This is a genomic window from Bacillus sp. GBSW19, from assembly GCF_002998655.1.
In the GTDB taxonomy this organism is placed as follows: Bacteria; Bacillota; Bacilli; order Bacillales; family Bacillaceae; genus Bacillus.
Window position 1 is genome coordinate 846,786 of the sequence record NZ_PVRF01000002.1, and the last position, 12,743, is coordinate 859,528.

Sequence of the window (12,743 nt, forward strand, 5' to 3'; positions counted from 1 at the left end):
GATAAGTCGATTTGTATTTAATAAATGAAACTGAATTCTGATGTATGAATTCAGTTCATTTATTAAATATTTTTTTCTAGAATCTTAGCAATTTTTTTTATGGCATTTTCATCTCTTTTATAATACGTGTATTTACCTATACGCTCTGTCGTAATTAATCCAGCTCGTAGTAGAATTGAAAGGTATTGAGATGCTGTTGATTGCGTCATTTTCAATTTATCTGTTATTTGACTAACACATACCCCTGTAGTATTCATATCAATCCCTTCGTGGGGTGTAAAATGACGATCAGGTTCCTTTAGCCATTGTAAAATTTGCAGTCTTGATTCATTGGATAAGGCTTTGAAAACTTCTATTGGCTCCATACAAACCATTATATCGATAAATAACGATATGTCAACATGTGTTGTTTGAGATCCCTTAAAACTTTCTATTTTCCTTCTTTCTCTCTATCTCTCAATTTTGCTCTTTTTCTTTCGTTACTTAACCAAGATCAAATTCACCGTAATAGACAGCATCCACTAGTTCACTTTCTGCTAAATCTAGTCTCAGGTCCAATTCTTTTATCCTCCGTAAAAAAATTGCTAGCAGGAGAATAGACGATTGTTTCAATTAAATAAATTAAGCTAATAAGATAACTAAAGAAACAATAAAACATTACAAGATTTTTGAAAAAAATAGATATATTCATTTTACCTGAATATGTCTAAGTGTCTTACAGTCATATGTGAATTAAATACTTTACATTAAACCGCACTTATTTATGATAAGGCTCTTCGTGATAAATCTAAATGAAGATTTTTAAGTTGATGTAAAACGGCCTTTATTAAATCGCATTTAAGGGTTTTTAATCCTTTTTTGCATAATTGGTTATTCAATTCTTATTATAATAATTTTAATACAATGGGCAAAAATAGAATCGATATTCCTAAAAGATTTGAAATGAGGTGAATTGGTAAATGCTGTTAAAGTATAAAGACTTTTTTTCAATTCTTGGTCAATGGATTTTCTTTGGAAGCATAATTGGTATAGTTATTGGTACGACAACAAATTTTCTTTTAGAGACAAATGATTATCTAGGAGATGATATACGAGCAAAAAGAGATTGGCTTATCTTCCTTCTCCCCTTTGGAGGAATTATCATAGGATACATATATATGAAATACGGAAAGGTATTTTTGAATAATACTTTGAATGACACTGCTGAATTAAATAATCTCGTGATAGACTCAGTTCATGGAAAAAAAGAGGTGCCGCGGAGAATGGGACCTATCGTCTTTTTCGGGACTTTTATCACGATCCTTTTTGGCGGTTCAACAGGAAGAGAAGGTGCAGCTGTCCAAATGGGAGGAAGTGTAGCTGCAGCGGTCAACAAATTTTTTAAGGTAAACAGATTTGACAAGAAAGTTTTAATTATAAGCGGTATAAGTGCTGGTTTTGGGTCTGCCTTCGGAGCACCCATAACTGGTACTGTTTTTGGCATGGAAATGGCTGCTTTAGGAAAGCTGAAATTTGAAGCACTTGTTCCTTGTCTTGTGGCTAGCTTTGTTGGTCACTATATAACTACAGCAGCTTGGGGACATAAACACGAAGAATTTATTATACAAACCGTACCGGAAATATCATCTATTACGTTTTTAAAAGTTATTCTTATAGCAGTCATTTTTAGCCTGATAAGTGTTCTCTACTGTCAGTTGAGGCACGGAATACAAAATTTCTCTGAGAAACTTTTCAAGAAAAACCATATGAAAAGAGCCTTCTTTGGAGGAATTGTCATTGTGGGATTAACTTTAATTGTTGGATCACAAGACTTCAATGGCCGAGGATTACAAATGCTGCAACAAACTTTTTCAGAAGAGGTGCCGCCTTTTGCTTTCCTGGCCAAGCTGGTATTTACTGCGGTAACCCTGGGCAGCGGCTTTGTCGGCGGGGAAGCCATCCCTTTGTTTTTTATCGGGGCAACATTAGGTAATGCCTTACACACGTTCATTGACTTACCTATGTCATTTCTCGCCGCTTTAGGCTTAATCGCGGTTTTTTGCGGGGGTGCGAATACCCCTATAGCTGCTTTCCTGCTGGCAATGGAGATGTTTGATGGGAAAGGGTTAGAGTACTTTTTTGTTGCTTGTTTAGTCAGCTATCTATTCTCAGGATATCATGGGCTCTGGCCTTCTCAGAAAATATATAACCCTAAGAGCAGGTTATATAATCTTCCCCAAGGAGAAACATTAGAAAATGTAAAAAAAAGAAAAAAAAGCACTAAACAAAATTGATTGTTCGGAAAGGGGATTGCTTATGGATTTTCACTTCATATGGAAAGCTATTGTCGTTGTCGTAGGAGGAGTCATAATTTTGAGGTTAGCAGGAAGAAAATCAATCTCACAGCTTACGGTAGCTCAGACTGTCATGATGATAGCAGTCGGATCATTGATTATTCAACCTGTGGGTGACAGGAACATCTGGATTACAATGGTGATTACATTTTTGATGGTAATTACACTTCTTTTTATTGAGTATATCGCTTTGAAATACAATGTTTTTGAGACATTTGTTTATGGAAAATCACTTCTAGTAGTCGAAAACGGCCAAATTAATGAAAGCAATTTAAAAAAGCTGCGGTTAACTGTTGATATGCTTGAAGTACGAATGAGGCAGGAGAACATTCAGCATTTCACTGACTTACAATGGGCAACAATAGAAGCGAACGGTCAGTTAGGATATATGTTAAAGTCTGATAAACAATATGCTACTAAGGAGGATATTCAGATGCTCAAATCACTAATTGAATCAAACCAATCCCGTCCTCAGAATGGATCATCAAAAACTCAAACAATCATGTCAGATAACTTATTTACTGAGGTCAAAAACAGAAAACATAAAGAAAAACCTAAAGAGAATCTGGATTAAGAGCAATTATAAATATTTCAACTTGAACATGATTTGGGGTCGATCTCGTCTTTCCTATTGGAGATAAAACAGGAAAACGGAATATTGTTTTCCTGCTATGTCAATGTCTAAGCATTAAAAAATCAACTGCACAGATTACCCTCAGCTAAATTTACTCTTCTCATTCCTCACTTACTTATGGTACGGTTCCCCCCGCACAATCCGAAACGCTCGATAAATCTGCTCCACCAGCACCAATCTCATCAACTGATGCGGGAACGTCATTTTCGAAAACGACAGTTTCTCATTCGCACGCTGCATGACGGCGTCGCTTAATCCGAGGGATCCGCCTATGACGAAACATACCTTGCTTTTTCCGTATGTTGCCAGCTTATCTATTGTATCGGCTAATTCTTCGGAACTTTTCATTTTTCCTTCGATGGCGAGGGCGATGACGTGGGCGTCTGGGTTGATTTTGCTTAGGATGCGTTCGCCTTCTTTGTCTTTGATGATTTTCATGTCTTGATCGCTGAGATTCTCGGGTGCTTTTTCGTCCGCGAGTTCAATGATCTCGATTTTCGCATAGGCTTGTAATCGTTTTGTGTATTCGGCTATGCCTTGCTTTAAATATTTCTCTTTTAATTTTCCTACTGTGATAATTGATATATTCACAGGTCATCCCCACCTTAAGAACAAGTTATTCATATAAGTTATCAACAATTGTGGATAAAATTTGTGTATTTTGTGTCCGATCATTCGTTCCCCACTATATATATTGCAGGTTCATCGCACAATTCACAGGTTGTGGATAAACTGTGTGTATGTTCGATTTTTCTGAATTCTGGTGGCTGTTCGTGATCATCTATGTACATGTCTAATACGGTTTCTATGTGTTCTGCACAAGCATATAATGTTTTGTTCATAAGTTTCTTATTCCTCCAATATGTTGTCTGGTTATTCACAAGTGTTTCGCTCATTGTTCAATATAACCGATTTATTCACATGTTAATAGTCTTTTGCCATTTCCCACACCTTTTATCCACAAACCAAACAAAGAAGCCTCCACTTCTGTGAAGGCTTCTTTCTATAAAAATGGATTATAAAATCTTGTTCCTCTAACAAATGTAATCACTAGCGACACGATGAGTACCACACCAACAAACAATAACGCAGCATAATCTGCTTTTTGAAAGTCTTTCGCCGTGAACCATGTGCGCTTTTTATGCTTTCCAAATCCGCGCAGCTCCATCGCATTGCTGATCGTTTCAATCCGCTCCAAGCTGGAGAAAATGAGCGGCATCACAATCGACAGCGCATTTTTAATCCGTTTCCCCAGTTTTTCATTCTTCGATAAATCAATTCCTCTTGCTTGCTGAGAAATCGCTATCGTTCGAAAATCCCGCTGAATATCTGGAATATAGCGTAAGGCAATCGCGACAGCATAGGAAATCCGGTAGCTGACCCCGATTCGGCTGAGCGATGAGGCAAATTCACTTGGATTCGTTGTGACGATAAACAAAAGCGCTGCTGGCATGACGGTCACATATTTCAGCGTAATATTCAATTGATAGAAAAGCTGTTCCAGTGTGACGTTGTACCAGCCTGCAATATGAAACAGCTCATGCTTTGCTCCGTAGATGGCGACTCCTTGCTGGGGAGCAAAGACGTAAATGGCGATGTTGTTGATGACTAGGAAAATCGACAGAACAATCACCACGAAGGAAATATCACGAAATCGCACGTTCGATAGCTGAAAGAATACGATACTGGCGGCTAGCATAAAGACTAAAATGCCTGTATCATACGTGAGCATCGCTGCGGATGACCAGAGGATAAAGCAAATGAGTTTGGTTGCACCTGTCAGCCGATGAATCGGCGACGGGCGATCGATATAGGACAGCATGTCTACAGCCATGTCATTCGTTCCTTTCTGTCAACCTCAATGAAGCGATCCACGAGTTCATTTGGATTCGGCCAGTCTGCTTTCAGCGCCAGTTCATACAGCGACGTTTCCTTTAAGCTCGCCTTTTGGACAAGCAGCTGATCTGTCAGCACTTTGGCTGGGGTATCATCTGCGATTTTTTCTCCATCTGAAATGACAATGGTTCTTGTCGTGTATTCGAGCATCAAATGCATATCATGGGTGATCATGAAGATCGTGACACCCTGCTGATTTAATTGCTCTAAAAACGTCATCATTTCAGTGTAATGTTTAAAATCCTGTCCTGCGGTTGGCTCATCTAAAATGATGATTTCTGGCTCTAATACAAGAATTGATGCAATGGTGACGCGTTTTTTCTGTCCGAAGCTGAGGGCTGAAATCGGCCAGTTCCGAAATGGATATAAGCCGCATACTTTTAGAACCCGCTCCACCCGTTCTTTGATGTCGTCTTCCTTTACGCCTCTTAAAACGAGACCGAGTGCGACTTCATCAAAGATCATTTGTTTTGAAATCATTTGATTTGGGTTTTGCATGACAACGCCGATTCGTTCAGAACGCTGTTTGATTGTGTCTCCTGTGATGTCATCGCCATTCAGATGAATTGTCCCTTTCGTTGGCTTTTCAAATGCGCAGAGCACCTTGGATAGTGTCGTCTTGCCTGCGCCATTGGCTCCTGCGATGCTGATCATTTCTCCTTTTTTGACGGTAAAGGAGATGTTGCTCAGCGTGTTTGGTCTTGTCGGATAGTCAAAGCTCAGCTCACGCACCTCTAGTAAATCCTGCGCTGCAATCTGCTCTACTGACGGCTCAGACGCTTCCATCCACTGCTCGATTTTCCCTTTTTCCTCGTCATTTAAGGTGAGATGCTGTAAATTAGCTATCTGATCTCCCGGTGTAATTGGAATGCCTGCATATTTCATGGCCTTTACATATAAAGGCTCGCGCAAATATGCCGCTTCTAATACATTTGAGGCGAGCAATTCATCTGGTGTCATATCCGCCGCAATCGTTCCGTCATTGACGACGATGATGCGGTCCACATGACGGAAGAGGACGTCCTCTAACCGGTGCTCGACCATCACGACCGTTTTTTTCGTTTCTTTTTGCAGTCGATCAATAAGATCGATCACTTCTTTGCCTGTAGACGGATCAAGGCTTGCAAGTGGTTCATCAAACAGCAAAATGTCGACATCGTTGACAAGTACGCCCGCAATGGCGACACGTTGTTTTTGACCGCCTGACAGCTCATGCACGGACGATGCCAGCTTGCCGTCTACCTCTGTTAATCTTGCCGCTTCTTCGACACGTGTTTTCATTTCTTCGCGTGTGACTTGATCATTTTCAAGAGCAAACGCGATGTCTTCTCCAACGGTCAGCCCGATAAATTGTCCATCAGGGTCCTGCAGCACCGTTCCGACGAGCTGTGAAAGGGAGAAAATGTTCTCTTTCTCTGCATTTTTCCCGCCGATGTGAAGACTTCCTTCTATAGAACCTTTATAAGACGCAGGAACTAGCCCATTGATACAATGGGCTAGCGTGCTTTTTCCCGATCCAGACGGGCCTGCGATGAGGACTTTTTCCCCTTCATAGATGGTCAGGTTGATATCTTTCAATGTCGGTTCTGCCTGACTGCGATACTTGAATCCGAAATGTTCGAATTGAATCATCGGTTTCTTCATTTATGTGTTCCACCTTGCTTCATGATGTTTCTTTCGATAGACTGCCGCTTTTGCTTCTCGTTTTCGCATAAGCCGCAATGATGATGGTTCCTAGTACACCGACTGTGATGATGTTCGAGATCCCTGCCACGATGCCTTGAACAAATACTTTGTTCGCAGGTTCTGCATAGATCACAATGTCGAGTACAGGAGCAATGACAAACCAGCCTAATGCCTGCGCACCTGCTTGTACGGCGTTGAAAAGCGTGATCTTCTTCCAGCCAAAGTCGCCCTCTTCTACTTTTAAACGGTTAGAAATGAAGCCAATCAATAACCCAACAACACCTGAAACGATAATCCAGCTCCACCAAGGGCCGAATGTGGTGGCATCTTTAATGAGATGACCAATAAACCCAATCAGTGCGCCTGCAACAGGACCAAAAAGCACAGCCATTAATGCAAGGAATGCGTACGATGTCTCAATTTGTGTATTCGGAATCCCAGTTGGAATGGAGACGAAGCGTCCTAAAATGACAAAGACGGCTGCGCCAATTCCGATGGCAACGACAGTTTTCGTTGAAAGTTGTTTACCTGCCATGATGTTTCCTCCTCTTATTCGTATATAATGCGCGGAGCTTTGCGAATCGAAAGGCGCCAGCCTGTGCCTGTACCGATGTTATAAGCCTTTGCAAATGACCCTTGATTGATCGCCACGCCTAAATGATCGAGTGAATTGACATATACGAGTGGTTCGCCTACCTTTAAATCGGCAAAAGATCGTCCATAGGTCATGATATTTTTATACACATTTTTCGGCCCGTTGGCAATGGTAACTTCTATTGCATCGCCGTAATTAATTGAAAGCTGTTCAAATAACGTGTGATGAATGTTTGTCCATAGGTTTCCGAACCTCACGTCTAAAATATCAATCGTTCCTGTAATGACTTCTTCTTTCGCATACGCCTGTACGACTGGAAGGTGAATAATATCATCAATATTCGCCTTTGGCCCAACCTCTTCAAAAGAAATCACACCTGAAGCGATTCTCGCCCCTGTATATGCGTAAATGTCTCTCCCGTGGAATGTATGTGATTTTCCCGACTTCGGCAGCCGGTTAATGGTTTCATCTAAATAACGGGCTTCCACAATGCCAATATCCTGCGCGACGTGCGTGAGTGTCCCGTTATCTGGGGTAATGATATAGTGCGAGCTGGTGGTTTTGACGACAAGACTCTTTCTTTCTGACCCAACGCCTGGGTCAACAACGGAAACGAATACCGTCTCTTCCGGCCAGTATGTGACGGTTTGGAGCAGGCGGTAAGATGCCTCCCAAATGTCATACTGCGGTATATTGTGTGTTAAATCAAAAAGGCGGATCCTGCTGCTCACCGTATTTGCCACTCCGTACATTGCGCTGACTGCTCCATCATCAATGCCGAAATCTGATTGTAAAACCAATGCATGTTCACTCATGTCAATCTCCCTTTCATTTGAAAAAATGGATGTGGTGTTTCACGTGGAACATTTGAACATTTGTATGAAAAAAGTGGACAATAAAAAATACCCCATCCTTATCTTTGAATCATAAGGACGAGGTATTTGTCTCGTGGTACCACCTTTATTTACTGTTTGCTCGCGCTAAACAGCCTCTACAAGTACAAAGCTCCAATCTGGCTCATATACTGTGGTTTTGATAACGAGTACCAACTCTCGTCGTGTCCTACTAATATCATAGATATGTTCAGCACGAGGCTCAGAGACCATTTTTCGAATCATTATTTTTGCTTCTTTTCAGCTGCCGAAGCTCTCTGTGGAAAAATTGATGATTGTACTTTCTCTCGTCATTGCCTGTTTAACTATCTTGAATTAAAGCTATCATACATGATGTTTTTTGATAAATCAAGATATTTTTCTGAACATTTTCAAAAGTGAGTCAACTGATGCTGGAAGAGTCTTCTTTTTATAAAATTTAAACAAATGTTAAAGAGCGAGATATGGTGTCTTTCCTTTCTAGCGGTATAATAAAGATGAAGGGAGGTACAGCGTGTGTGGACCATCTGTATGAATGAGTTTAAGCAGCTCTTCAAAAGCACAAAATCCATTTTAACAATTGTTATTATTTTCATTTTATCTACTTTTGTTTCAACTCTTCCGTTTATTGCTGCTCATCAGGACAAATGGGAGCAGGCAAAGGATCCTTATTCTATTGGGAATGAACTGGTGATGTCGTTATTTGGTTTCTTCCTTATTTTTTTATTGTCTCACGATATTTTGAGCCGAGAAATTCATTTGAAAACCATCCGTTTTCTCGTCAGTAAAACAACCCGTTTGAACATTATTATCGGAAAATATCTTGGGCTGATGCTGTTTTGGCTTAGCTGCATTATGACGACTTACGTACTGAATATGGTGATTTCACATCGTTTTCTGTTCTCTGATGCGTTAAAAATCTTAACCTTTATCAGTGTCGGTATCTCATGTACTTTATTTTTGTCCATGCTCTTTCCAACACCGCAGAAATCAATGTTTGTTGGGATGTTGTTTTCCTTTCTTTTCCCGATCGTCAGTATGATATCTGTTCTTTCTTCAGAACGATTGATTCATTGGTTCCAATATATGACGCCTTATTATTATGCACGCTTGAGTGAACCGCTGACCTATGTACTCATGAATACAGCATTAACCGTTGTATTACTCATTGGAACAGCACTCCTATTTCAAAGGAGGGATGTCTAAATGCTGCATACAAAAGAGCTCACAAAAAAATATCGGACAAAAGTCGCGATAGATCACATTACCCTTGATGTCAATCAAGGCGATATCTTCGGACTCATTGGACCTAAGGGTTCTGGTAAGACGACGTTTTTCAATATCATTACGGGAATTTCCCGGCCAACCTCTGGTACGTTTACGATGATGGATATGCCTTCATTAAAAAAGGTGAGGCAGCATATCGGTGTTCTGCCTGAATATACGGATTTATATGAAGGGCTCACGGCACTTGAACATATTGCCTACTTATCCAAAATCACCGGGACACGCCAGAAAACGAGTGATTATGAAGAACTGCTCGAATTTGTCGGTTTAGATCACTATCATCAGGAAAAGGTCGGTACCTTCACACCTGGTATGAAGAAGCGGCTCGGAATGGCGCAGGCCATCGCCCATCGGCCCGAATTTATTTTACTAGACGAGCCTTTTGCCGATATTGATGCTGATTCGATCTTGCACATCCAGCAGGTCATTGAAACGTTAAAACATGAAGGGAAAACCGTCTTTTTAACGGCTGACCGCCCAAGGTTCACAAATAGTATTTGTACCAAAACGGCATTCATTTCTGAAGGAAAATTAGTGTCCCCCCATACTCATCCTCAAGAAAAAACCATCACATCCTCAAACATACGTGCAACCTTCAAGCATGCGTGGATTGATGATGAGGTGAAACCTGTTCTCACGCAGTACTTACAAACTGTTGGAACAGATCTTGTGATCAGTGATGACGAGACCTCATTGTTGATTCGTTCAGAAGCCCAAGTCCCATCGATCATCCGCGCTTTCGTGAAATGCAAAGTCGATTTATACAGAGTCACGGCTCAGGATGCCATGAGCACTTCATAAAAAAGTACCGTACGCGATCCGCACGGTACTTCTTCTTTTTTATAAAGGTTTACTCATATAGATTCCGGTTTCTGCAAATCCGGTCTTCTCGTACAGTGAACGGGCGATTTGATTATGAGCAAAAACATGCAGCGAGAGTTTTTGCACACCTAATGACTTTGCCTGCTCCTCTAATGCAGCAATGGCCTGCTTTGCAAAGCCTTTACCTCGATAAGCTTCGAATAAAATAAAGTTATAAATGAATCCTTCCTGCTGAGGGTGATTCGGGTTATAACAAAGCCAAACCCAGCCAATCGCTTCTTCCCCGTTCAAGAAATTCCATAGCTCATGATGCTCTGTCCGCAGACCTTCGGGAAGCAGCCGATCAAATTGTTCTTCTGCGTTCGCAAGTGATTCTTCCTTTTCCCATGTCCCTGCGAGTACCTTTTCTTCTGCGTACCGCTGAATGGCCTTCTCCATCAATACATCGTAATCCGTTTGTGACATTGGTTGTAGTGTAACCAATCGCATCGCCCCCTTTCCTCCATCATATGATGAGCATGCAAAAAAAACCAGTCCCATCAAGGAACTGGTCATCCGCCGAATCGGTCGGTTTGAGAAAGTTTGATCTCTACTGATTTTTTCTTTCCGCTTCGGTAAAACTCCATCTTTACCTTGTCGCCGACTTTCTTTTGATATAAATACTTACGAAGATCTACGATATTCTGTACACTCTTGCCATCAAAGGAGGTGACGACATCCAGCTCTTTTAGTCCCGCTTTTCCCGCTGGAGACAAAGACTCGACACTCATCACGACAACCCCTGATGTGACTTTAGATGGCAGCTTCAACGTTTCCTGCCAGTGATAGCTCGCAATATCTGCTAATGATTTCATGCCAACGCCTAGATACGGACGCTTCACCTCTCCGTAGTGCTCTAAATCTTCTATGACAGGGATGACTAGATTCGCCGGGATAGACAGCCCGATGCCTTCTACCTCTGATTCAGCAATCTTCATTGAGTTGATGCCGATCACTTTTCCGTCCATATTGATCAAGGCACCACCGCTGTTGCCTGGATTGATGGCGGCATCTGTTTGCAGTACCTCCGCATTCCAATCCGCCTGTCCGTCCCCATTCGAGTCTACAGGAATCGCACGTTCCGTTCCAGAAATGACACCTTGTGTGACAGAGCCCGCGAATTCAAGCCCTAACGGATTTCCAATGGCGATGACTGGCTCACCTGGCTTCACATGATCTGAATTGCCAAAGGCGGCGGTCTTCTTGATCTTATCACTTTTGACGGTGAGAACCGCTAAATCCATCAGCTGATCGCTTCCAACAAGATTGGCACCAATTCTTGTCCCATCCTGAAGGCTCACTTCAAGCTGGTTGGCTCCTTTGATGACATGGTGGTTGGTCACGATATAAAAGGTATCACCCTTTTTCTTATAAATCACACCTGACCCGCTGCCTGCCTCCCCGCCTTCTTCCCAAAAGCTCGACTTTTGGATATTAATGACGCCGACAACCGTATCCGACATATTAGATACGACTTTCGTGACCGCATCATTGACGTTCACATTGACGGTCTTTAAAGGGCCCTGTGCTGATTGCCCATCTCCATTCTGCTGCCACCCAAAGGGACTGCCGCTCTGTCCTGACACATAGGGGAAAAAGAATCCCATTAAAAAAGCTCCTACCAATACACCGATCAGACCAGATAGGAAATATCCTTTTCTGCTTCGTCTCGGCTTCCACTCTACATCGCGATAATCCACTATGTTTCCTTCCTTTCAGTGAATAGATGATGTATATAGTGTTGGTAAGAAGCTCTTATCTTAATCATACGATTGTAAAAATCATACGGCGCAAAGCGGGGTTGCTTTTTTCGGGTCCGTATCATATAAATCAAAGCCATCCCCGACAACAAAGCCCTTCATCTCAAGCGTCTGCTGGACCGCCATACGGGCTAAATCCTTCATGTTGTTGTCTTGACTCAAGTGAGCCAAATAAATGCGTGAGGTGGCATCTCCAATCACATCTGTCATCGCAAGAGCGGCATCTTCATTTGATACATGTCCGACATCGCTCAGAATTCTGCGCTTAATGCTCCACGGGTATCGGCCCATTTGCAGCATACCGACATCATGATTGCTCTCAAATACAAACGTATTGGCTGACTGAATGATGCCTTTCATACGATCACTCACATAGCCTGTATCCGTCATCAGGGCAAGTTTACGCCCTCCATAATGGAACACGTAAAACATGGGCTCAGCCGCATCATGTGAGACGCCAAAGGACTCAACATCGAGACCACCAAAGGATTGGACGGTTTCCATATCAAAGTGGAATTTTTGCTCTGTGTCAATCTTCCCGATATGAGACTCCATCGCCTTCCATGTTTTCGCATTTGCATAGACAGGGAGCTTGTACTTTCTTGCCATGACACCGAGCCCTTTAATATGATCTGAGTGCTCGTGTGTCACAAAAATGCCGTCCAAGTCTTCAGGCTTGCGGTCGATTTGACCAAGCAGCTCGACCATCTGTTTGCCGCTTAATCCAGCATCCACTAAAAAGGCATGCTCGTCTGTTTCTAAATAAAAAGCGTTCCCCGTACTTCCGCTCGCTAGTACACTGAACTGCAAGCTCATGTT

14 protein-coding genes and 1 other annotated feature are annotated in these 12,743 nt (G+C 42.0%); of the genes, 4 read left to right on the forward strand and 10 right to left on the reverse strand.

The window, feature by feature from the left end; translation table 11 throughout:
- Positions 1-62 precede the first annotated feature (62 nt).
- Positions 63-365 (reverse strand): ArsR/SmtB family transcription factor, encoded by a 303-nt coding sequence (locus C6344_RS14070; protein ID WP_045034889.1) that lies wholly within the window; start codon positions 363-365, stop codon positions 63-65.
- A 594-nt stretch (positions 366-959) separates the two neighbouring features.
- Between C6344_RS14070 and C6344_RS14075 the strand changes: the two genes are divergently transcribed.
- Positions 960-2,273 carry a voltage-gated chloride channel family protein gene (locus C6344_RS14075; protein WP_106071263.1) on the forward strand — a complete coding sequence of 438 codons (1,314 nt, stop codon included), beginning with the start codon at positions 960-962 and terminating at the stop codon, positions 2,271-2,273.
- A gap of 22 nt (positions 2,274-2,295) precedes the next feature.
- On the forward strand, positions 2,296-2,907 hold the full coding sequence (locus tag C6344_RS14080; protein ID WP_106071262.1) for a DUF421 domain-containing protein: 612 nt from the start codon (positions 2,296-2,298) through the stop codon (positions 2,905-2,907).
- Positions 2,908-3,078: 171 nt separating this feature from the next.
- On the opposite strand, the gene rlmH is transcribed toward C6344_RS14080, so the two are convergent.
- From rlmH to C6344_RS14110, 6 genes are all read right to left on the reverse strand, one after another.
- Entirely contained in the window at positions 3,079-3,558 is a 480-nt protein-coding gene (rlmH, locus tag C6344_RS14085) for a 23S rRNA (pseudouridine(1915)-N(3))-methyltransferase RlmH (protein ID WP_046312614.1), read from the reverse strand.
- 80 nt (positions 3,559-3,638) lie between these two features.
- The gene (locus C6344_RS14090) at positions 3,639-3,809 is read right to left on the reverse strand and encodes a CxxH/CxxC protein (protein WP_066031484.1); all 171 of its coding nucleotides are present in this window, start codon (positions 3,807-3,809) and stop codon (positions 3,639-3,641) included.
- Positions 3,810-3,970: 161 nt separating this feature from the next.
- Positions 3,971-4,801, reverse strand: a complete 831-nt coding sequence (locus tag C6344_RS14095; protein WP_106073030.1) for an energy-coupling factor transporter transmembrane component T family protein — start codon at positions 4,799-4,801, stop codon at positions 3,971-3,973.
- Positions 4,792-6,507, reverse strand: coding sequence for an ABC transporter ATP-binding protein (locus C6344_RS14100; protein WP_060597674.1), 1,716 nt, complete (start codon positions 6,505-6,507; stop codon positions 4,792-4,794). The genes C6344_RS14095 and C6344_RS14100 overlap by 10 nt, the downstream gene beginning before the upstream one ends.
- Before the next feature lie 19 nt (positions 6,508-6,526).
- Complete coding sequence (locus C6344_RS14105) at positions 6,527-7,084, reverse strand: ECF-type riboflavin transporter substrate-binding protein (protein ID WP_012011871.1); 558 nt, start codon at positions 7,082-7,084, stop codon at positions 6,527-6,529.
- A gap of 14 nt (positions 7,085-7,098) precedes the next feature.
- On the reverse strand, positions 7,099-7,959 hold the full coding sequence (locus C6344_RS14110) for an SAM hydrolase/SAM-dependent halogenase family protein (RefSeq protein WP_034660590.1): 861 nt from the start codon (positions 7,957-7,959) through the stop codon (positions 7,099-7,101).
- Positions 7,960-8,069: 110 nt separating this feature from the next.
- Positions 8,070-8,340 (reverse strand) — a binding site (T-box leader).
- Between the two features lie 192 nt (positions 8,341-8,532).
- Between C6344_RS14110 and C6344_RS14115 the strand changes: the two genes are divergently transcribed.
- Complete coding sequence (locus tag C6344_RS14115) at positions 8,533-9,222, forward strand: ABC transporter permease subunit (protein WP_060597675.1); 690 nt, start codon at positions 8,533-8,535, stop codon at positions 9,220-9,222.
- Positions 9,223-10,104, forward strand: coding sequence for an ABC transporter ATP-binding protein (locus tag C6344_RS14120; protein ID WP_060597676.1), 882 nt, complete (start codon positions 9,223-9,225; stop codon positions 10,102-10,104).
- 39 nt (positions 10,105-10,143) lie between these two features.
- Here C6344_RS14120 and C6344_RS14125 read toward each other — a convergent pair whose 3' ends face one another.
- The 3 genes from C6344_RS14125 to C6344_RS14135 form a co-directional block, all read right to left on the reverse strand.
- A complete protein-coding gene (locus C6344_RS14125) occupies positions 10,144-10,614 on the reverse strand; it encodes a GNAT family N-acetyltransferase (RefSeq protein ID WP_411265998.1) in 471 nt (156 codons plus the stop codon).
- Between the two features lie 62 nt (positions 10,615-10,676).
- The gene (locus tag C6344_RS14130; RefSeq protein ID WP_411265978.1) at positions 10,677-11,867 is read right to left on the reverse strand and encodes a S1C family serine protease; all 1,191 of its coding nucleotides are present in this window, start codon (positions 11,865-11,867) and stop codon (positions 10,677-10,679) included.
- Positions 11,868-11,945: 78 nt separating this feature from the next.
- Positions 11,946-12,740, reverse strand: coding sequence for an MBL fold metallo-hydrolase (locus tag C6344_RS14135; RefSeq protein WP_034660602.1), 795 nt, complete (start codon positions 12,738-12,740; stop codon positions 11,946-11,948).
- Positions 12,741-12,743 lie beyond the last annotated feature (3 nt).